The sequence below is a fragment of the Kosakonia radicincitans DSM 16656 genome (assembly GCF_000280495.2).
GTDB lineage: Bacteria > Pseudomonadota > Gammaproteobacteria > Enterobacterales > Enterobacteriaceae > Kosakonia > Kosakonia radicincitans.
On sequence record NZ_CP018016.1, the window covers coordinates 3,204,336 to 3,225,907 of the forward strand.

General features: G+C 52.1%; 23 protein-coding genes and 1 pseudogene. 11 read left to right on the forward strand and 13 right to left on the reverse strand.

The features are described 5' to 3' along the window. Positions 1–21: 21 nt before the first annotated feature. Both Y71_RS15365 and Y71_RS15375 read right to left on the reverse strand, forming a co-directional pair. On the reverse strand, positions 22–204 hold the full coding sequence (locus Y71_RS15365; protein WP_035943365.1) for a hypothetical protein: 183 nt from the start codon (positions 202–204) through the stop codon (positions 22–24). Between the two features lie 493 nt (positions 205–697). Then, positions 698–991 (reverse strand): hypothetical protein, encoded by a 294-nt coding sequence (locus tag Y71_RS15375; RefSeq protein ID WP_145954146.1) that lies wholly within the window; start codon positions 989–991, stop codon positions 698–700. 111 nt (positions 992–1,102) lie between these two features. Between Y71_RS15375 and Y71_RS31185 the strand changes: the two are divergent. From Y71_RS31185 to Y71_RS15410, 8 genes and pseudogenes are all read left to right on the forward strand, one after another. Further along, positions 1,103–1,240: pseudogene (locus Y71_RS31185) on the forward strand (cell division protein FtsZ); the annotation flags it as partial. A gap of 36 nt (positions 1,241–1,276) precedes the next feature. Further along, entirely contained in the window at positions 1,277–1,453 is a 177-nt protein-coding gene (locus tag Y71_RS30755) for a YdaE family protein (protein WP_035943613.1), read from the forward strand. A gap of 29 nt (positions 1,454–1,482) precedes the next feature. Next, positions 1,483–1,770, forward strand: coding sequence for a hypothetical protein (locus Y71_RS15385; RefSeq protein WP_007374668.1), 288 nt, complete (start codon positions 1,483–1,485; stop codon positions 1,768–1,770). Positions 1,771–1,902: 132 nt separating this feature from the next. Beyond that, positions 1,903–4,836 (forward strand): RecE family exodeoxyribonuclease, encoded by a 2,934-nt coding sequence (locus Y71_RS15390; protein ID WP_081120796.1) that lies wholly within the window; start codon positions 1,903–1,905, stop codon positions 4,834–4,836. A 9-nt stretch (positions 4,837–4,845) separates the two neighbouring features. Then, positions 4,846–5,925 carry a RecT family recombinase gene (locus tag Y71_RS15395; protein WP_007374665.1) on the forward strand — a complete coding sequence of 360 codons (1,080 nt, stop codon included), beginning with the start codon at positions 4,846–4,848 and terminating at the stop codon, positions 5,923–5,925. A gap of 40 nt (positions 5,926–5,965) precedes the next feature. Then, a complete protein-coding gene (locus Y71_RS15400; RefSeq protein WP_007374664.1) occupies positions 5,966–6,145 on the forward strand; it encodes a hypothetical protein in 180 nt (59 codons plus the stop codon). Beyond that, a complete protein-coding gene (locus tag Y71_RS15405) occupies positions 6,132–6,395 on the forward strand; it encodes a DUF4060 family protein (protein WP_007374663.1) in 264 nt (87 codons plus the stop codon). The genes Y71_RS15400 and Y71_RS15405 overlap by 14 nt, the downstream gene beginning before the upstream one ends. 98 nt (positions 6,396–6,493) lie before the next feature. Beyond that, complete coding sequence (locus Y71_RS15410) at positions 6,494–6,748, forward strand: pyocin activator PrtN family protein (protein ID WP_007374662.1); 255 nt, start codon at positions 6,494–6,496, stop codon at positions 6,746–6,748. A gap of 157 nt (positions 6,749–6,905) precedes the next feature. On the opposite strand, the gene ppsA is transcribed toward Y71_RS15410, so the two are convergent. Next, a complete protein-coding gene (ppsA, locus tag Y71_RS15415; protein WP_007374661.1) occupies positions 6,906–9,284 on the reverse strand; it encodes a phosphoenolpyruvate synthase in 2,379 nt (792 codons plus the stop codon). 330 nt (positions 9,285–9,614) lie between these two features. Between ppsA and ppsR the strand changes: the two genes are divergently transcribed. Further along, positions 9,615–10,448, forward strand: coding sequence for a posphoenolpyruvate synthetase regulatory kinase/phosphorylase PpsR (gene ppsR, locus Y71_RS15420; RefSeq protein WP_035886099.1), 834 nt, complete (start codon positions 9,615–9,617; stop codon positions 10,446–10,448). Between the two features lie 162 nt (positions 10,449–10,610). Here ppsR and Y71_RS15425 read toward each other — a convergent pair whose 3' ends face one another. Next, positions 10,611–10,919: a hypothetical protein gene (locus tag Y71_RS15425; RefSeq protein WP_007374658.1), complete on the reverse strand. Its 309-nt coding sequence runs from the start codon at positions 10,917–10,919 to the stop codon at positions 10,611–10,613. A gap of 307 nt (positions 10,920–11,226) precedes the next feature. Beyond that, positions 11,227–11,454 carry a hypothetical protein gene (locus tag Y71_RS15430; protein WP_007374657.1) on the reverse strand — a complete coding sequence of 76 codons (228 nt, stop codon included), beginning with the start codon at positions 11,452–11,454 and terminating at the stop codon, positions 11,227–11,229. Positions 11,455–12,062: 608 nt separating this feature from the next. On the opposite strand from Y71_RS15430, the gene aroH reads away from it, so the two are divergent. Both aroH and hemP read left to right on the forward strand, forming a co-directional pair. Beyond that, positions 12,063–13,109, forward strand: coding sequence for a 3-deoxy-7-phosphoheptulonate synthase AroH (gene aroH / locus Y71_RS15435; protein ID WP_007374656.1), 1,047 nt, complete (start codon positions 12,063–12,065; stop codon positions 13,107–13,109). Between the two features lie 146 nt (positions 13,110–13,255). Continuing rightward, on the forward strand, positions 13,256–13,447 hold the full coding sequence (hemP, locus tag Y71_RS15440; protein ID WP_007374655.1) for a hemin uptake protein HemP: 192 nt from the start codon (positions 13,256–13,258) through the stop codon (positions 13,445–13,447). A gap of 6 nt (positions 13,448–13,453) precedes the next feature. On the opposite strand, the gene selO is transcribed toward hemP, so the two are convergent. The 8 genes from selO to pheT form a co-directional block, all read right to left on the reverse strand. Beyond that, positions 13,454–14,896: a protein adenylyltransferase SelO gene (gene selO, locus Y71_RS15445; protein ID WP_007374654.1), complete on the reverse strand. Its 1,443-nt coding sequence runs from the start codon at positions 14,894–14,896 to the stop codon at positions 13,454–13,456. A gap of 61 nt (positions 14,897–14,957) precedes the next feature. Then, positions 14,958–15,671, reverse strand: coding sequence for an EAL domain-containing protein (locus tag Y71_RS15450; RefSeq protein ID WP_007374653.1), 714 nt, complete (start codon positions 15,669–15,671; stop codon positions 14,958–14,960). 247 nt (positions 15,672–15,918) lie between these two features. After that, positions 15,919–16,383: a C40 family peptidase gene (locus Y71_RS15455; RefSeq protein WP_007374652.1), complete on the reverse strand. Its 465-nt coding sequence runs from the start codon at positions 16,381–16,383 to the stop codon at positions 15,919–15,921. Positions 16,384–16,461: 78 nt separating this feature from the next. Continuing rightward, complete coding sequence (gene btuD, locus Y71_RS15460) at positions 16,462–17,211, reverse strand: vitamin B12 ABC transporter ATP-binding protein BtuD (RefSeq protein WP_007374651.1); 750 nt, start codon at positions 17,209–17,211, stop codon at positions 16,462–16,464. Continuing rightward, positions 17,211–17,762: a glutathione peroxidase gene (locus Y71_RS15465; RefSeq protein WP_007374650.1), complete on the reverse strand. Its 552-nt coding sequence runs from the start codon at positions 17,760–17,762 to the stop codon at positions 17,211–17,213. The genes btuD and Y71_RS15465 overlap by 1 nt, the downstream gene beginning before the upstream one ends. Positions 17,763–17,790: 28 nt before the next feature. Next, positions 17,791–18,777: a vitamin B12 ABC transporter permease BtuC gene (btuC, locus tag Y71_RS15470; protein ID WP_007374649.1), complete on the reverse strand. Its 987-nt coding sequence runs from the start codon at positions 18,775–18,777 to the stop codon at positions 17,791–17,793. 99 nt (positions 18,778–18,876) lie between these two features. Further along, positions 18,877–19,176 (reverse strand): integration host factor subunit alpha, encoded by a 300-nt coding sequence (gene ihfA / locus Y71_RS15475; RefSeq protein WP_006820203.1) that lies wholly within the window; start codon positions 19,174–19,176, stop codon positions 18,877–18,879. Between the two features lie 4 nt (positions 19,177–19,180). Further along, a complete protein-coding gene (gene pheT, locus Y71_RS15480; RefSeq protein WP_007374648.1) occupies positions 19,181–21,568 on the reverse strand; it encodes a phenylalanine--tRNA ligase subunit beta in 2,388 nt (795 codons plus the stop codon). Between the last annotated feature and the right edge of the window lie 4 nt (positions 21,569–21,572).

Genomic DNA, 21,572 nt, shown 5'->3' on the forward strand with positions numbered 1-21,572 from the left:
CACCGAGCCGGGTTTTTTACATCACTTCCCGCCAAGTTCCCGCACGAACGCCTTAACCTCAGACCATCCGATCATCACCGAGCCCGCAAAAAAGCCGTAGCAAACGAAAGCGCCGAATGGCGAATCACCACCCTGCTCCAGCTTAAACGATGCCCCCAGAAGCATCACGCCAAACACGAAAAGCAATCCCTTCAATAGCCTCATAACCTGTCTCCTGATTAAACAAACCGATCTTACTCACAACAGCTAAGAAAATAAATTCCTTTTGTTATTAGCCATTTATAACTTACGCCCCAAAATAATAATTTAAGTTATTGCAACATCAAATAACTTTAGTTATCTTTAATTCATCCAAACGAGCGGCTACGACGCCACTCACCGCACAGCAATGCGCGCATAAGGTTTTTCAACGTTCCGCCAGCCGGGCGTCAACGGCAGAGGATGAATATGAAAGGCAACACAAAGAAAACTGAGATGTTCGGGTTTGGCGCTTACTGGGCGCGTCTTTTTGAGACACGACAGAAACCCTTGCAGCTTCAAAGCTCGCGGCAGGATGGCGGCACAGGGATGAATAGTCCGGAAGAAAAACATTTGCACCACCTTCGCCGGAAGGTGAACAGAACAGGCGGTGTGCCTCGCGGCAGGATGAATAAAAAGATGTACCGCCTGGGCTGGAGAAGTGAGTCCCGTAAAGACCTTAATCGAGCGACTCAATAGCTTTCAGAGATAGCGGCTGTTCTTGCTCAGGTACGAATCGAACCTTAACCAACTCTGCCAGCCGTTTTTTTACAGATGGGTCAGTGCTTGTAATGACAAAGTCATTAATTTGTTCCGAGAGCATAAACCAACCGTGTTCATCACAGACATAAACCACGGATGGAACCTCCCGGATAGTGGGTTGATTACCGCTGATGTTAACAACCTTACTTACATGCTTAAACGACGTAGCTGCTTCACCACAGATCGGGCACGGCTTGGTTACTGATTTCATAGTCCGTCCTTGCTGGTTGTGTAGGAACTCCAGCATACCACCGGGCCTGATGTGGTTAAAAGACAGGCATCAACAGGGGGAAAACCAATGATTAACCAGCACTACGGCACGATGCACATCATTCGTCAGTGCGTGACGCCAGGCATGCTGGCCATGCACAAGGGCCACACCTGGAATGTCTCAGCCGTTCGCGGCAAACACGTCTACCTGAGCACCATGCGTGAAGCAACGCGCATCAGCGATTGCCTGGTAGAGGTTCTGTTAAACGGTAAAGGTGATCCAGTGATCAAAGAAAAAACACCCACAGGCGCGAAATGCGCTTACTGCGGCAAGCCGCTCACGGCTGAAACCACAGTTAAAGAAACCATTCTGTTCCGTAACGGCGCGCAGCTCGCCCGCAAAGAAAATGAATACTGCTCTAAACAGTGTGCAACCCATGACCAATGGGCGCATGAAGGTTAATTAACCGACGAGAAAACCAAGGAGTATTTATGCAAATCATTACAGCTCAAACGGAAATTAAAGTCATTAATCAAGATGTCGCCCTTTTCAATTGCGAAAAGAAAGTAAGCGGCGTTATTCACACCCCATCGTCAAAAGAGGTGACCGTTATTCTCGATGGCGGTTATGTGCTGGGTAAGTTTGATTGCGCCCATTGCGCAGTGAAGGCCATCGCACTGCTGGCACTCAGTATTTCAGACGCAGATAAAGCCATGTTCGGCAGTTATCGCAACTACAAGCGTGAATTTACTGAAAGGGTTTTGCAGCAAGTTCATTGAGCAAAAGCCCACGCAAGGTGGGCCAGCCCTTCCGGTGTACCGACCAAAGCAAACCGGAACTTTTAACACTAATAAACCGCAGGCGGCTTAATCAGCGCCGGGGATTTTATCACCCCAAAATAAGGATCTGGTATGGAATTCTTTTATTTAATTAAAGCAACTCAGAAATCAGGCAAGCCGAGTGCAGTTGTCTGGTTTAGTGCGAAAACCGAAGCTCGTGCAAAATTGCAGGTACAGGTAATTCTCGAAGATAACGAAATCGCTACCGGGCGCGGCCACGATTATCAGTTGCCGGTACTGACTAATTTCCCTGTGGTTGACGATCTGCCAGCAGAAGAAGCTATCGACTTCACCTGGTGCGATCGTTATTCGCTGACTGATGACGGACGTACCTGGCTGAAAATTACCAGCCAGGCCACAACAGACACTCAGGATACCGAATCAACAGAGGGTGCTGTAAACGAAGCAGCAGATCCGGTTTCGTCCCCCGCAGAAACATCCCCCCTGCAAACGAACACCCACTCAGACGTGACGGAGGATGATGACGAAAATACGTTATATCCGGTGGTAAAACTGCGTCTGCCTCAGCGAATTATTGCACAGTATCTGAGTGACAAAATGCGCCATCACGTAACTCAGTCTCAGCGTGTGGAGATTGGTGCTATGGAGATGGACAGCGATAATAACCATGTCCAGAACCTGCTACTTGCTGCGCGAAATATCCCCGGCATCGACAATCTGACAACGCATGAGTTGTGGAAATTAACCAGTGCCATCAAGTCAGTATTCCCGGAAGAAAAACGCCATGAGCTTGCTGTCATGGTTCAGTTTATCCTGGCGTGGTCTGATACCCATCACATTGACCGTGGCCTGCTTGTAAAAGAATGGGCCGCTGGTAAACGTATTCCTGCCATTCAGCGCACCGATACTGGCACCAATGCAGGCGGCGGGAATGCCACCGATCGCAATCCTGACTACGAGCATACGCTGGACACCCTAGATATTGAGATCGCAGCGGCAACAATGCCGATGGATTTTGATATCTACAACATTCCTGGTTCAGTTCACCGCCGTGCGAAGGACATTGTCGCAGCCAAAGAAAGTCCGTTTAAGGAGTGGTCAGCAGCGCTGCGCAAAACGCCTGGCATCCTCGATTTCTCCCGCGCGGCTATTTTCGCCCTTATCCGCAGCGCCACTGAAAATGTGCATCACTTCCCGGTCAGCTTACAGACCTATATCAACGCAAACCTCACTGAGCATCAGCACGACAAACCGACGGATGAAACCCTAGCGGCGGCGCGTCAGATAGACAGCGCTGCGGTTGTCGCCGGGGTGATTCAGGGCGCCGAGCCGGTTGAAAGCCTCGATAAACTTGCCACTGAATTTGCTGTCGTGGGGAAAGCGGCAGCCGAAGCTACCCGCGCGTCGGTGAGTGAAACGACCGGTCAGCCGGAAGTGAAAAAGCTGGGCGGCGGGATGTTTTCCATTGATGGCCTGATCGGCAACACAACCCAAACGAACGTGCAGGAGAATGCCGAAGATGTGCAGATGGAAAAGACTTTCCAGATCGAAGACCAAAATACTGCTGCGCTGCCGGGAGGCGAAAGCGTGGATCTCGCTGGTACGCAAACAGATACCCTGAGCACCCATGACATTATGGCCGCTGCGGCCCCGCTGATGGCCGCCGCAGTTGCCGGGCCGGAAAGCACCCAACCGTTACAGGACGAAGTGCAACAGCATGCAGCAGACGCAACACCGGAACCTGAATACCCGGCATTCTTCGAACCGGGCCGCTACGAAGGTTTGCCGAACAACGTTTACCACGCGGCAAATGGTATCAGCAGCACGCAGGTGAAAGATGCCCGCGTCAGCCTGATGTACTTCAACGCGCGCCACGTTGCCAAAACCATCGCCCGCGAACAATCGAAGGTGCTGGATATGGGGAATCTGGTGCATGCGCTGGCGCTCCAACCTGAAAACCTTCTGGCTGAATTCAGCATTGAGCCGGAGATCCCGAAAGGCGCATTCACCACCACAGCAACAATCCGCGCCTTTATCGATGAATACAACGCCGGGTTGCCGCCGCAGTTAAGCACAGATGACATTAAAGCGCTGCTGGAAACGCACAACGCCACCCTGCCCGCGCAACTGCCGCTAGGCACATCTGTTGACGAAACAGGGCAAAGCTACATGTCCCTGCCGGCAGAATATCAGCGCATAGAAGAAGGCCAGAAGCAAACTGCCACGGCAATGAAAGCCTGCATCAAAGAGTACAACGCCACCCTGCCCGCCCCGGTTAAAACCAGCGGCAGCCGCGACACATTGCTCGAACAACTGGCGCTTATACATCCCAACCTGGTGGCGCAGGAAGCGCAGAAACCCGCGCCGCTGAAAGTATCGGGCCAGAAAGCAGATCTGATTCAAGCGGTTAAAAGCGTTAATCCCGATGCAGTCTTTGCCGACGAGCTGCTGGATGCATGGCGCGAGAACCCGGAAGACAAAATTCTGGTCACCCGCCAGCAAATGGCAACGGCCACGGCGATTCAGTCCGCGCTGCTGGCGCACCCGACCGCCGGGAAATTCCTCACCCACCCTGGTCGCGCCGTTGAAGTGAGCTATTTCGGGTTCGACGACGAAACCGGGCTGGAAATCCGTGTGCGTCCCGATCTGGAAATCGATATGGGCGGCATCCGTGTCGGCGTAGACCTGAAAACGATCAGTATGTGGAACGTCAAACAGCCAGCTTTGCGGGCAAAACTGCACCGGGAAATTATCGACCGCGATTACCACCTCAGCGCGGCCATGTACATGAACACCGCAGCACTGGATCAGTTCTTCTGGATTTTCGTCAACAAGGATGAGGGCTACCACTGGATCGCGATTGTCGAAGCCAGCCCGGAACTCATCGAACTCGGCGCGCTGGAATACCAGACCACTATGCGCGCTATCGCGAACGCATTCGACACAGGCGAATGGCCTGCGCCAGTTACCGAAGATTACGCCGACGAACTGACCGACTACGACCTGCGCCGCCTTGAATCGCTGCGCGCACTGGCAAACGCATAAGGGGGGATCATGGAAAATACAAACGTTGCTGTAACAGACCAGAGCGCGATTGTTAACTCAAATATCGCGCTTTTCGACTCGCAGTACCTGAACGCCATCAGCGCTTTTGCGCAGATGATGTCGCAAGGGGCTGCAACTGTCCCGCGTCACCTCCAGGGAAATGCGGCGGATTGTATGGCTGTAGCTATGCAGGCGGCGCAGTGGCAAATGAACCCGTTCGCCGTGGCGCAGAAAACACACCTGATTAATGGCGTGCTGGGTTATGAGGCGCAGCTCGTCAACGCGGTGATCTCCCGTAGTGGTGTGCTGGCCTCTCGTTTCGAATATGAATGGTACGGCCCGTGGGAAAAGGTGATCGGCAGATTCAACATTAAGAAAGGTGAGAAAGGCGAATACCGGGTTCCTGGCTGGAGCATGGCGGACGAAGAAGGGATCGGCATCATCATCCGCGCCCGGCTAAAAGGCGAGGAGCAATACCGCGAACTGGATTTACTGCTGGCGCAGGCACGGGTTCGAAACTCCACCCTGTGGGCGGATGATCCACGCCAGCAGCTTGCTTACCTTGCGGTTAAGCGCTGGGCGCGACTCTTCTGCCCGGATGTGATCCTCGGCGTATACACACCGGATGAGCTTGAAGATCGTCAGGAAAGAGTCATCAACCCTGACCCGGCACCACGCGTAAGCGTCCAGGAGATTACTGAGAGCGAGCCACAAAATCAGACGGTGATCGATAACACTGATGGACAGGAAACCAAAGCAGAGGCATTCCGCGCGCGCATTGATGCCGCTGAAACACTGGAGGCTGCGACTGCTGTCGGTAATCAGATTAACGAGGCGAAAGCAGCTCTCGGCACAGCCCTCTTCACGGAACTGAAAAACAAGGCAACGCGTCGTTATCACCTGGTCAACAACCGGAACAAGGTTGAGGCGGCGATTAATTCTCTGCCATCGCCCGGCGAACCCGGCGCGGCGGAACAGTTTGCCGCCGTGGAGCGTACGCTTTCCGCAGCAAAACGCCACCTGGGCGATGATTTGTACGAAAAATACAGCATCACGCTCACCGACATGAAACCCGAATACGTTGGCTAATCGACGCCGGGAGGGGCAACCCTCCCGCTCTGGAGGATTTATGGAGCGAGAAAACTGGAGTGTCGAAGATCTGATGCTACTCGCCAGGCACGGTAATCAGTCGGTGGCTGAGTTGACCGGGCGGGATATCGAAGAGATACGGGCACGGCGGCTGCAGCGCAACATCGAAATTAACTGCTGGGACAAATTTGATCCGGAGCGTGCGCATGAAGCTGATTAACCGAAGCAGCAAAAATTCACCGCTGGCACGGCAGGCATGTGACGCAGCACTGGCATCTCATGTTGAAAAATTTGGTGAGTATGGACGCCACGATAAAACGACAACTTACACGGTTCTCGTTGAAGGCGTGAAAATTACCGTTGAAGTGGTCAACCGCCCGGCAAGCTATGTTGCGACGGCACTGACAGGAAGGCGCCGTATACGCTCACTTGTAAGCCGTGGAATAAATTCAGAGCGCGAGGAAGTATGAAAATCAGGACAAAAGACAACGAGGGCCACTACTTCCGGGAAGTGGTTAATATGAAACATGGAGCCACTGACGTGGCCTGAGTATGGTGTGAGGTGGGTATGAATACGATTTTTTTATTACTGGCTGAATTTGAAACAGCATCAATACCTCTTGCCGATGTATGCGAAAAATACTTTGGCATGAAGTCAGCGACCGCTGATAAAAAAGCTGCGTTGGGACAATTGCCTATCCCAACGTTCCGGGCTGGCGAAAGCCAGAAAGCGCCGCGGATGATTCATATTCAGGATCTCGCCGATTACATAGAGAAACAAAGGGCGGCAGGAAGAGAACTTTTTAAACAAATGAACAGCTAGTGGCATGCCGGGCTTCGCCCGGCTTTTTCGTATTGTTTGATGCTATTCTTTTATATTTTACCACAGCCCGGCACCCCACAAGCACCCCATTCGAACATAAGGCAATGATAAATATATAATAAACCCCGACATTGTGCCGGGGATTTCCTTCAGTACGTTATTTTTTCAGTTCAGCAAGCGAGAGCCATGTCTGCACCACGGTGTCCGGATTCAGCGACAGACTGTCGATGCCTTCATCCATCAACCATGCGGCGAAATCTTCGTGATCCGAAGGCCCCTGGCCGCAGATACCGACATATTTGCCATGTTTTTTCGCCGCGCGAATCGCCATCGACAGCAGGGCTTTCACCGCCTCATTACGTTCATCGAACAGTTCGGAAACGACGCCGGAGTCACGATCGAGGCCCAGCGTAAGCTGCGTCATATCGTTGGAACCAATCGAGAAACCATCAAAGTGCTCAAGGAACTGCTCCGCCAGCAGTGCGTTGGACGGAATTTCGCACATCATAATGATCTTCAGCCCGTTCTCACCGCGTTTCAGTCCCTGGCGCGCCAGTTCATCAACCACGGCTTTCGCCTGCTCCACGGTACGAACGAACGGGATCATGATCTCAACGTTTGTCAGCCCCATCTCGTTGCGCACGCGTTTTACCGCTTCGCATTCGAGCGCAAAGCAGTCGCGGAAGCTGTCGGCTACATAACGACCCGCCCCACGGAAACCGAGCATCGGGTTCTCTTCTTCCGGTTCATAACGCTCGCCGCCGACCAGATTGGCGTATTCGTTCGATTTAAAATCCGACAAACGCACAATCACGCGCTTCGGCCAGAACGCCGCGCCCAGCGTGGCAATCCCTTCCGTCAGACGACCGACGTAAAACTCAACCGGCGAGTCAAAACCTTTCATCATCTCGCGAATTTCGCTTTGCAGCTTCGCTTCCTGATCATCAAACTCCAGCAGCGCGCGCGGGTGAACGCCAATCATGCGGTTAATGATAAATTCCAGGCGCGCCAGCCCGACACCTTCATTCGGCAAACAGGCGAAATCAAAGGCGCGATCCGGGTTACCGACGTTCATCATGATCTTCAGCGGCAGATCCGGCATGGTATCGACGCTGGAGCTTTTCACGCTGAAATCGAGCAGATCGGCATACACATAACCCGTGTCGCCTTCGGCACAGGAGACAGTTACTTTTTCACCGGTTTTGATACGTTCGGTCGCATCACCGCAACCTACCACCGCCGGGATCCCCAGTTCACGGGCGATAATCGCCGCATGGCAGGTTCGACCACCACGGTTGGTGACAATCGCAGCCGCCTTCTTCATGATCGGTTCCCAGTCCGGGTCGGTCATATCGGTGACCAGCACATCGCCCGCTTCAATCAGGTTCATTTCGCTGATGTCGTGGATCACTTTAACCGTACCTGCGCCGATGCGATGACCGATAGCGCGGCCTTCAGAGATGATTCGCCCTTGCGCATGCAGCGTATAGCGTTCCATCACCTGTCCACGGGAGCGCACCGTTTCCGGACGCGCCTGCACGATAAACAACTTGCCGGTATGGCCGTCTTTCGCCCATTCAATATCCATCGGACGACCATAGTGTTTTTCGATTTGTACCGCCTGTTTGGCCAGCGCCTGCACATCGGCATCGCTCAGCGAGAAGCGATCGCGATCGGCCTGCGGCACATCTTCAATCTGTACCTGTTTACCGTGTTCCTGCGTGGGCGCATAAATCATGCGGATCTTTTTCGAGCCCATCGTGCGGCGCACAATCGCCGGACGGCCAGCCGCCAGCGTCGGTTTATGCACGTAGAACTCATCGGGGTTGACCGCGCCCTGCACCACCATCTCGCCCAGCCCCCACGCAGAGGTGATAAATACCACCTGGTCGAAGCCGGATTCGGTGTCAATAGAGAACATCACGCCGGAAGCGCCGATGTCCGAGCGCACCATACGCTGCACGCCCGCAGAGAGCGCCACGCCGCGGTGGTCATAACCCTGATGCACGCGGTAAGAGATAGCGCGGTCGTTAAACAGCGAAGCAAACACGTGTTTAACAGCCACCAGCACGGCGTCATAACCCTGAACATTGAGGAATGTTTCTTGCTGACCGGCGAAAGAAGCGTCCGGCATATCCTCCGCCGTCGCCGAGGAGCGTACGGCAAACGAGGCCTGCGCGTCATCCTCCGACAGTTTTGCATACGCATCATGAACCGCTTTCTCCAGCTCCGGCGGGAAAGGCGTATCGACAATCCACTGGCGGATCTGTGCGCCGGCTTTCGCCAGCTCAGAGACATCGTCAATATCCGTGTTATCCAGCAGCGCATAAATACGTTGATTTAAGCCGCTCTGTTCAAGGAACTGGTTAAACGCATCGGCGGTGGTCGCGAACCCATTCGGCACGGAAACTCCCACGCCTGACAGGTTAGTAATCATTTCACCAAGGGAGGCATTTTTGCCCCCAACTCTGTCTACATCATTCATGCCGAGTTGGTCATACCAAAGCACCAGCGGAGACGAGCCATTGTTGGACATCGAAACAATCCTTTTGTGATATATGAATGGGTAAAATCTCAGACTGCGTATTAATCCTGGCATAATTAATTCGCCGGAAAAAACGGTGAATCGTGTAAGCAATTCCAGATTATGGTTTTTCGGACAGATTCCCATCAATTAATCACGCGGCGAGAATATCTCTTTTTAGAATATCCTTATTTTTCATACGCCATCAAAAAAAGTGAACCCTGTAGTTCATAAAAAATAAAAACACCATTTCATTTTAAAAATGAGAAAAAGGAGATACGCACAATGAAGATTTTAATTTATGCTTTCATAGAATTACGTATGAAAGTCAGGATGGGTTAAATGGACAGTTCTGTTGATCGCCACGTGTTTTATATTTCTGATGGAACCGCTATCACCGCTGAAGTATTGGGCCATGCGGTGATGTCACAATTTCCGGTCGCCGTCAGCAGCATTACCCTGCCTTTCGTGGAAAACGAGAGCCGCGCCCGCGCCGTCAAAGATCAGATTGATGCTATCTATCAGCAAACGGGCAACCGTCCATTGGTTTTTTATTCCATTGTGATCCCCGAAATTCGCTCTATTATTTTGCAAAGCGAAGGATTTTGTCAGGACATTGTTCAGGCGCTGGTTGCCCCATTACAGCAGGAATTAAAGCTCGATCCTACCCCGATTGCGCATCGCACGCATGGGCTTAATCCGGGTAATTTAACTAAATATGATGCGCGTATTGCCGCAATTGATTACACACTGGCACATGATGACGGTATTTCGTTGCGCAACCTCGATCAGGCTCAGGTCATTTTACTGGGGGTATCGCGCTGTGGAAAAACCCCAACCAGCCTCTATCTTGCGATGCAATTCGGTATTCGCGCAGCGAATTATCCCTTTATTGCCGATGATATGGATAACCTTGTACTTCCGGCTGCGTTAAAACCGTTGCAGCATAAATTATTTGGTCTGACCATTAACCCTGAACGCCTTGCAGCAATTCGTGAAGAGCGGCGGGAGAACAGCCGGTACGCTTCTTTGCGACAGTGCCGCATGGAAGTAGCGGAAGTAGAAGCGCTTTATCGCAAAAATCAGATTCCCTGTCTTAACAGTACCAACTACTCAGTTGAAGAGATTGCGACCAAAATGCTCGACATCATGGGACTGAACCGCCGCATGTACTAAGCGTGGCTGCACCAGTTTTCTGGCTGCGGATTGCCCGGAGAACAGGCGGCATAACGACGAAAAGCGATGTTTGCGGATATTTAAAAATAAGTGACATATCAAGAGAGATGTCACTTATACACATATCAACAATGCGAGATCATTGCAGTTAATAGGTTGCTATTAGATGAATAACAGAAGTGGAGAGAGGCACAACAGCCCTGCACCAACCACGCCAGCACCTGCTACACCAACCCCTACAGCACCGACCACACCAATAGCGCCGAGCGTACCCACCACGCCAATCGCATCAGCCGCGATGCCGCCTAACAATCCCATCGACAGGCCGGTGTCTCCAAACGAATAATGATCTTCACCTGGAAGCATCATATCAATCAACTTACCAATACCGCCCCCCAGCATAGCACCCGCTACGGAGAAAAGAATTCCACCTGAAGCATATTGCATTTCATGAGTTGTAAGTTCTTTCATTTCATTATCCTTAATATTAATTGTTCATTTATACATAAAACAAATAAGAATACCATTTTGAAATCAATAAAATAATTTCCAATGACCAATGATACTCTTTATTGTTTATGCATCACCCAAAATCACCAACAATAATGATAAGTGCATTTTTGGACGTATTACATCACGGATGGTCGATAAGAAAATATGGACACTTCGTAATATTAATGAGCCGATAAGAAATCATAAATCAATAATTGTATTTTACTGTGGGGAAGTCCCCCACAGTAAAATTAGCAGCAACTCACCTTCCGTGGCGATTTATGATTTACTTTCTGAAAATATTCATAATACTGGTGAAAAGATTCAGGCTGGTTTCAAGCACAACGCCGATGCCCTTACCAATGTTACGCCCTAAATCAGTTGCGAAAGAACTTTTCCCGCCAAAGGCCGCATCAATCACAATACCAATGCCTTCGCCGAGCATACCCGCAGCCAGAGAGATCAAGCCTGCACCGGATACGGCCTGCATTTCATCATTGCTGAGTTGTTTCATCAAATTCCCCTTAATCTTGAAACAATATTTAAATATTCAGCTGAAAAAAAATAGGTTTCAGCTTTCTGGAGCTATCACATGACAACTCCAAATTCATTTATAAAATATGCTTAATAGTATCTGCCAGCGATGAATGCATTGTCCAGAAATAGAATTAGATATTTTTCCTAAAAAACACTTAAAATGAAAATCATACAGAAATTTAATATTCTTTCTTGCCACATGATTTAGCAATCATTTTATAACAGTAAGCATAGCGCGGATACATTTATCAAATATATTGTACGAAAAGAAATTTCCGATAATAATTCCGAAAAGCGGAAATAATAGATAGTGTTCAGTTTGAAAATAATTACTATCTGACACGACTGGCGATCACACTGTAGAAGACAAATCACAGCAAAGCGTGCTCAAAATATGCTCACTCAAAATGTATTACGCTCATTATTGTACTAACAAGCTAGTACACTGATTCATACTGCGCTATGATATCTGCCACTGAAGTAATGCGCTTCGCGGCCATACTTGAAATAAGCCGCGATTGGTTTATGGTGTGCGCATCACTTCCGGCATTCCTGCCGCTGAAGCACCTAATTTTGAGACGCTTGATGAACAAAACCGATGAACTTCGCACTGCGCGCATCGACAGCCTGGTGACACCGGCTGAACTGGCGCAGCGTTATCCTGTTAAACCTGATGTTGCCGAACATGTTATTGCATCCCGGCGGCGAATAGAAAAAATCCTCAATGGCGAAGATCGCCGTTTACTGGTGATTATTGGCCCCTGCTCCATCCACGATTTTGATGCGGCGGTAGATTACGCGCGTCGCTTGCAGACGCTGCGCGAGAAACATCACGCTCAGCTTGAGATCGTGATGCGCACCTATTTTGAAAAACCGCGTACGGTTGTTGGCTGGAAAGGACTGATCTCCGATCCGGACCTGAATGGTAGCTATCGCGTTAATCATGGTCTTGAACTGGCGCGCAAGCTGCTGCTCCAGGTCAACGAACTGGGTGTGCCAACGGCGACTGAATTTCTCGACATGGTAACAGGGCAATTTATAGCCGATCTGATTAGCTGGGGGGCGATTGGCGCGCGCACGACGGAAAGCCAGATCCACCGTGAAATGGCGTCAGCGCTCTCTTGCCCGGTCGGTTTTAAAAACGGCACCGATGGCAATACCCGCATCGCGGTCGATGCGATCCGCGCCTCCCGCGCCAGCCATATGTTCCTCTCGCCGGATAAAACCGGGCAGATGACCATCTATCAAACCAGCGGTAATCCTTACGGGCATATCATTATGCGTGGCGGTAAAACGCCGAACTATTACGCCGAAGATATCGCCAATGCGTGCGATACGCTGAGCGAGTTTGATCTGCCGGAATACCTGGTGGTGGATTTCAGCCACGGCAACTGCCAGAAACAACATCGACGTCAACTCGATGTCTGCGACAATGTTTGTTCGCAGATTCGTAACGGTTCGACCGCCATTGCTGGCGTGATGGTAGAAAGCTTCCTGCAGGAAGGCACGCAGAAAATTGTCAGCGGCCAGCCGCTGGTTTATGGGCAATCCATTACCGATCCTTGCCTGGGCTGGGACGACAGTGAATTGCTGCTGGAGAAACTGGCGGCCGCTGTCGCCACCCGCCTCTGATCGCATCCCGCCGCCAGGCGGCGGGATCCTCTTCCCCTACTTTATCCAGGGGGAAATCGCGAAATGTTACAGAACACCCTTGCTACCAGCTGGCATATTATTGATAATGATTATCATTGTTGATAATAAGCAACCTTGAAACAGTTATGTCGCATACGGATAGCACGACTGCCGCACTCATCGCTTCGCAGGAAAAACCCACCCATATCAGCCCGACCGATCGTCGCATCAACAGTCAACAGCTACTGGGCGAAGAAGGCCGGGTGGTGATTGAGCATAAAGGACAGCAATATCTGCTGCGTCAGACCCATGCCGGGAAGCTGATTCTGACGAAATGAACCGGTTTAACTCGAACAACTGACCTCCAGCCGCTTTCCCCAGTCCGGTGGGCGGCTGACATAATCATCGTTACGATCGCGAAACGGCTGGCGCAGCGCTTCATGTAACTGCGCCAGTTCACTGGCGTCGCCTTTCTCAGCAGCATCAATCACCCGCTGTGCCAGCCAGTTGCGCAACACCAGCGCCGGATTCACACCGGACATCAGCTGTTGCCGTTGCGCATCGTCAACCTGCTCCTGTTGCAGACGCATCCGGTACTGAGCAAACCAACGGTCGAACGCCGCACGATCGATAAATTCATCGCGCAGCGGCGAAGAGACGCTCTGCTGCTCCGTCTGGCTGAGCAGACGGAAGGTACGCGTATAATCACTGCCCTCACGCGCCATCAGCGCAAACAGTTCCGTCAGAAGCTGGTTATCGCCTTGCTGCTGCGTGAGGAAACCAAGCTTACCGCGCATCAGCACGCCATATTCTGTCAGCAACAGATGTTGATAATCATCCAGCGCACTATTCAGCGCCTCAATGTCAATAAACGGCGACAGCGACTGCGCCAGACGTTGCAGGTTCCACAACGCCACTGCAGGTTGATTATCGAAGCTATAACGCCCTTGGTAATCCGAGTGATTGCAGATAAATGACGGCTGATAATCGTCGAGGAAACCGAAGGGGCCGTAATCAATGGTCAACCCGAGGATCGACATGTTGTCGGTATTCATCACACCGTGCGCAAAACCGACCGCCTGCCAGCGGGCAATCAGCGTGGCAATGCGTCGGACGATATCGCGGAACCACAGCACGTACTTATCGGATTCATTCTGCAAATGCGGCCAGTGGTGGCGGATGGCAAAGTCGGCCAGCTGGCGCACTTTTTGCGGTTCGCGCCGATAATAAAAATGCTCGAAATGGCCGAAACGCAGATGGCTTTCAGCGATGCGCATCAGCATGGCCCCCTGCTCGCGGCTTTCACGCATGACCGGTGTATCGCTGGTAACGATGCTCAGCGCGCGGGTCGTCGGAATGCCAAGATGGTGCATCGCCTCTGATGCCAGACTTTCTCGGATGGTTGAACGCAGAACTGCGCGTCCATCGCCCATGCGCGAATAAGGCGTCAGCCCTGCGCCTTTCAGATGCCAGTCGCGGGTAGTGCCATCCGGCAGTTGTTGTTCACCGAGTAAGATCCCGCGACCGTCGCCCAGTTGCCCGGCCCAGACACCGAACTGATGTCCACTGTAGACTTGCGCCAGCGGCGACATGCCCGGCAGCAATGCTTCGCCGCCCCAGACACCGGCACCCGATTCGGGATGAAAAAGCGCATCCTCCACGCCCAGCTCCTGCGCCAGTGGCGCGTTGTGCCAGATCAGACGGGCATTGTGCAGCGGTGTCGGAGATAATGCAGTGTAAAATTCTGGCAGTTCATCACGCCAGCGGGTAGTAAAAGACAGGGTCATGGTTCCTCCTGCCTTTAGTGTAGTGCCAACCACCAGGTTTAAACACCGGCGAAAAGCAGGGCTATGAGTGGATCAGCGATGTGATCTGCGCAGCGTTGACTGGTGGCCATAGTGCCCCTTGCATTGCGCTGAAGTGAAAAGGTTCCGCCCGCTTCAGGGCAGATTCGTCATCAATGCCCGCAATCATCATTGACTGACAATAGGGACTTATCTGCGAAACGATCGCCCGCATAAAAGGTTCAAACGAAGGAGATGCTAATCGTTGCTGAACAAAATTTTTATCTAATGCGACACGTTTAAATAACCCGTCAAAAATGGCTTTAGTCGATGCCGTTCCGACACCAAAATTAGCCAGTACCAGCGGATATTGTTTCGCCAATAGAGACAGAGAAGGATCCTCTTTTCCTTTATTTAAATTGAGGAAATTCTCATTTATAGTAAATTCCAGAAAAGGGAATTTAGCCACGCTGGCAGCCAGCGTCTCGTCGGTAAGTAAGGCTTCAACAATAGCCGGGGAAATATTAATCCAGGCAATTAATTGATGTTGTAATAAAAAGAGCTGACAGGCCTCTATTAGCGCCAGTTGCTCCTTAAAAAGTTGCAGCATTTCATCAGCCTGCAGGCGCGGGGAAACCAGCTCTGCCGGGGCGCGGACATTACTGTCTTTCCCCACAAAGTTAACGATAACTTCCAGCCCCTGAAGCATTCCGTTACTTTTTCTCGCTGGCTGTAATAAAAGCTCCGGGTGATATGTATCATCAAGCAAAATGATCATTGTGCCAGTCCCGCGTTAAGGGTGATATCCGGAATGGCTAAACACAAGTAGATGAATTCCAGGCTTAATGATTTTAGTGAGGTTAACTCCATTTTTATCCCATTTTATATTTGGCTTCTCCTTTATTAGGTTGCTCACTAATAGTCTTTTCGCCAGATTCAATGTCCACTTATGATAATTAATATTCTAAAAGATAATTAGTGGAAACATCCTGGTTTAACAAATTTTTGCCACGACTGCGCAGCGCTTAAATGCGCCGCGCCTGCCAGAAATTTTTCCGCCAATAGACGTTATCCAATGAAGAACGCATCACGCCGCGGCTGGTAGACGCATGAATAAATTCATTGTCAGTATCATAAATTCCAACATGCAGCCCGCTTTCGCCGGAACCGGTTTTGAAGAACACCAGATCGCCAGGCAATAGATCATCTTTGTCGATTTTCGTGCCGATCTCAGCCTGCTGACGTGTTTCGCGCGGTAGTTGAAGCGCAAATTTGTCGCGGAAAGTCATCATCACAAACCCGGAACAATCGACGCCTGAACGCGTCATACCGCCGTAGCGATACGGTGTACCTCGCCACTCGCTCAGTTGATCGTTCAGACCCGCGATCACCGTGATCGAATCCGACAATCTTGGGTTAGGTGGCGGAGCGCGATGAGAACTACATCCTGCAAGGAACAGTGCCGCCGCCAGAAGAAACCAGATACGCATTCTGGATCTCGCCTCGTACTTTATTTTTATCGGAATAATCTACCGTGTGAATCAGTTGCGTGGCAAGTCACCTTTTCGTCACGTCGCCGGGATCAGCACACGATGCCCGTCTACGTCGAAACGACGAAAAGCCATACCGTAAACTTCCGCCAGATGAGCAGGCGTCAGCACCTCTTCTTGTTTGCCGCTACCCAGTAGCCGCCCGGCGCTCAGCAACCACACCTGCTGTGCATGGCGCAACGTATGGTTGAGGTCGTGGCTACTCATCACTACGGTCACGCCACCGCTCACCAGCTCCGCTATAAGCTTGTCCAGCGCAGTCTGTTGCGCTACATCAAGGCTATTCATTGGCTCATCCAGCAACAGCAACTGCCCGGAGGGATTCACCTCCGGGTGGATCTGTAAAATCACTGCGGCCAGCCTCACCCGCTGCCATTCACCGCCAGAAAGTTGATTGACTCTACGGCTAAGCTTGTCACCCAGCCCAAGCTTAGCGGCAATTTTCCCCAGACTGTGGGTTTGCGCTGTGTCGCGCTGATGCAACAGCAAATAGTGCCAGACTGGCATAGCAAAAGGCGGCGTCTGCTGCTGGGCAAGGTAAGCGCGATGTTGCGCCAGCGCCAGGGCGGGCCATTGTTCCAGCGGACGGTTGTTCAACAACACCTCGCCCTGCCCGCCAGATAGACCAGCAAGCCGGGAAAGTAGCGTGCTTTTCCCTGCACCATTTGGTCCGACCAGATGCAGAATCGCCGCCCGCTCAACCGATGCCGTAATCGGCCCCAGCCTGCCCGATTCTCCCACATTTTGCAGTTGCAACAGCGCTGACATTATTTCGTCAAAGCCTGTTTAACGGCCTGTTGCAAAGCCGGATCTTCCGGGGTCATATCCGGTGAGAAACGCTGAATCACCGTACCATCGCGGCCAATGAGGAATTTTTCGAAATTCCACAAAATATCACCCGGCTCTTTCGGCGCACGGCCTTTACTCTCCATACGCGCATAGAAACCGCTGCCTTCCGGCGTAACAGCAGACGGCGCGGCAGCGATCAATTTTTTATACAGCGGATGACGCGCGTCACCATTCACTTCAATTTTGCTGAACATCGGGAACGTCACGCCGTAAGTCGTGCTGCAAAAAGTTTTGATCTCCTCTTCCGAACCCGGCTCCTGGCCAAGGAACTGGTTGCAGGGGAATCCCAGCACCGTGAAGCCCTCACCGGCGAGCGTTTTTTGCAGGTTTTCCAGTTGCTCATACTGCGGCGTCAGGCCGCATTTAGATGCCACATTGACGATGAGTAATACATTACCGCGATAAGTTTCCAGCGTGGTCTGCTCACCATCAATGGTCGTGACTTCGGTATTCAGAATATCCTGTTGCATAGCGTACCCTTTGTTGATGTTATGGATTTCAGGCTTCACGCCCGACCTTTAATAATAACCAGATAAACACCGGCGCACCCAGCGTCGCCGTGACGACGCCGATGGGTAACTCAGCGGCACTGAGCGTCAGCCGTGCAACAATATCAGCGAACAACAGCGCCACCGCCCCCGCCAGCGCGCAACCAGGAAGCAGCACCCGGTGATCGGTCAGCCCGCAGAGACGTAAAATATGCGGGATCACCAGACCAATAAAGCCAATAGCTCCCGCCAGCGCAACGCTGACGCCTACCATCCAGCCCGTTGCCACCACCAGCAAATTTCGCCACAGCCATAGCGGCAGCCCCAACTGCCGGGCGGATATCTCACCCAGCGCCAGAACGTTCAGCGGTTTTGATTGAAAACAGACCCAGATCATCGCTGGTAGCAACGCCACCATCAGCCAGCTTTGTTGCCAGTCGACCCCGCCAAAACCGCCCATCATCCAGTACATAAGCTGGCGTAAATCGAATGAGGTAGAAAAGTAAACCGCCCACGTCATTAACGCTGTACAAATAATGCCAAGCGCTACGCCAGCAAGCAGCAGACGGCTGGTGGTGAGATGACGCCGGGCGAAGCGTAGCAGAATAAGCGTCACGATCAGCGCTCCGGCGATGGCGCACACACCCAGCACCCAGCCTGGCAACATACCGCCGCCCAGCAGTACAGCGGCAATCAACCCGACGCCCGCGCCACTGGAGACCCCCAACAATCCCGGCTCCGCGAGCGGATTTTCAAAAAGCGCCTGCATCACTGCGCCGCAGAGCGCCAGCGCGGCACCCACCAGCACTACCGCCAGCGTACGGGGAAGACGAATTTGCCAGACAAAGAGCTGACCATCAGGAGTAAACCAGCCGCCTGGCGCGATCCATTGCTCGCCCGCACAGAGGCTAATAAACACAGAGAATAATAAAAGCAGCAATAATCCGCCAAGCCAGCGGCGATTTCGTTGCTGTTGAAGATGAGCGTATGCCAGCATGTTAACCGTTTTACCGTCAGTCAGGTGGCTGATTTTATGATTGATGCCGGGCGCTGAAAAGAAAAAAGGCCGCAGTGCGGCCTTTTTAGTTAGTTCATATCATTCAGCTTTGGGCGAAGCGTTTTCAACACGGCTCTTCAACTTCTGGCCGGGTCTGAAGGTCACCACGCGCCGGGCTGTAATGGGAATATCTTCGCCCGTTTTCGGGTTACGCCCCGGACGTTGATTTTTGTCGCGCAAATCGAAATTGCCAAAGCCGGAGAGTTTTACCTGCTCACCGTTTTCCAGAGCACGACGGATCTCTTCGAAAAACAGCTCTACCAGCTCTTTTGCGTCCCGCTTGCTAAGCCCGAGCTTATCAAACAGATATTCTGACATTTCAGCTTTTGTAAGCGCCATAGGTTCAATCCCTCAATGATGCCTGGAATCGCTCTTTTAATGCCTCTACACATCTGGCAACGGTAGCGGCAATCTCCTCTTCTTCGAGTGTACGGCTGGTATCCTGAAGGATCAGGCTAATGGCAAGGCTCTTATACCCCTCCGCTACGCCCTTACCGCGGTACACGTCAAATAAGTTTACGCCAACTACCTGATTTACGCCAACTTTCTTACACTCGGCCAAAACATCTGCTGCGGGCACATTTTCAGCCACAACAACAGCGATATCACGACGGTTCGACGGGAAGCGTGAAATCTCCTGAGCCTGAGGAACCACGCGGTCTGCAAGCGCATTCCACTCCAGTTCAAACACCAAAGTGCGGCCGTTCAGATCGAGCTTACGTTCCAGTTCAGGGTGCACAACACCAATAAAACCAATACGTTTATCTTTCAGATAAATCGCCGCAGATTGTCCCGGATGGAGCGCCGGATTCGTTTCTGCGCGAAATTCAATGGCGGATAATTTGCCAGTCAGCTCCAGAATAGATTCCAGATCGCCTTTCAGGTCGAAGAAATCCACGCTGCCTTTTGCCAGATCCCAATGTTCTTCATAACGGTTGCCGCAAATGGCGCCCGCCAGCATGACATCCTGACGAATACCAAGATTTGCCTGGGTATCAGGGACAAAGCGCAGACCCGTTTCAAAAATACGCACGCGGCTCTGCTGGCGGTTCTGGTTATAAACGATAGTGCCCAACAAACCAGTCCACAGTGACAGACGCATTGCCGACATTTCGCTGGAGATCGGGCTTGGCAGGATCAACGCTTCTTCGCCCGGGTGGATCAATTGCTGCAATTTCGGATCAACGAAACTGTAGGTGATCACTTCCTGGTAGCCTTTGTCGTTGAGCATGGTTTTCACACGCTTCAGCGACAGATCCGCTTCACGGTGTTCGCCCATGACCAGACCGGCCTGAACCGGCGCATCCGGAATGTTGTTGTAGCCGTAAATACGCGCCACTTCTTCCACCAGATCTTCTTCGATTTCCATATCGAAACGCCAGCTCGGCGCAACGGCCAGCCATTCGTCCTGGCCTTCAGTGACTTCGCAACCAAGGCGCTTCAGGATATCGCTGACCTGCTCATCGGCAATATGATGACCAATCAGGCGATCCAGTTTGCTCCGGCGCAGACGAATGGTCGCACGTTTCGGCAGCTTAGCTTCATTCGTGACATCAATGATTGGACCCGCTTCGCCGCCGCAGATATCCAGCAACAGGCGAGTTGCGCGCTCCATGGCTTTGTACTGCAATTGTGGGTCGACACCGCGCTCATAACGATGTGAAGCATCAGTGTGCAGACCATGACGGCGTGCACGACCAGTAATAGAAAGCGGATTGAAGAAAGCGCATTCCAGCAGTACGTTCTGGGTTTCGCTGTTCACGCCAGAGTGTTCGCCGCCAAAGATACCGCCCATCGCCAGCGCTTTGTTATGGTCAGCAATAACCAGCGTGTCCGCGTTCAGTTTCGCTTCGCTGCCGTCCAGCAGCACCAGGGTTTCGCCCTCTTTTGCCATGCGCACCACGATGCCGCCTTCAAGGCGATCGCGGTCAAACGCGTGCATCGGCTGACCCAGTTCCAGCAGAACATAGTTGGTTACGTCCACAACCGCATCGATTGAACGAATACCGCAGCGACGCAGCTTCTCTTTCATCCACAGCGGAGTTGGCGCTTTAACATTGATGCCCTTCACTACTCGTCCGAGGTAGCGCGGGCAGGCATCGGCGGCTTCCACTGCGATCGGCAACGTGTCGGTAATTGTCGCGGCGACCGGCGAAATTTCCGGCGCCGTCAGCGGAGACTGGTTCAGTACCGCCACATCGCGCGCAACACCAATGATCCCTAAGCAATCCGCACGGTTCGGCGTGACGCTGATCTCAATGGTATTATCATCAAGCTTCAGGTATTCACGGATATCGGTGCCGATCGGCGCATCTGCCGGCAGTTCGATAATGCCGTTGTGATCGTCAGAAATACCGAGCTCGGAGAAGGAGCACAGCATGCCTTCCGACGGTTCGCCGCGGAGTTTTGCCGCCTTGATTTTGAAGTCACCAGGCAGTACCGCACCCACTGTCGCTACGGCGACTTTCAGGCCCAGACGGCAGTTCGGCGCGCCACAGACGATGTCCAGCAGGCGATCGCCGCCAACATTTACTTTCGTCACGCGCAGTTTGTCAGCGTTCGGGTGCTGGGCGCACTCCATCACTTCGCCAACCACAACACCATGAAACGCCCCGGCAACCGCCTCCACGCCGTCCACTTCCAGGCCAGCCATGGTGATTTGCCCTGACAGCGCTTCACTGTCAATGGCTGGATTGACCCATTCGCGTAACCACAGTTCACTGAATTTCATTGTT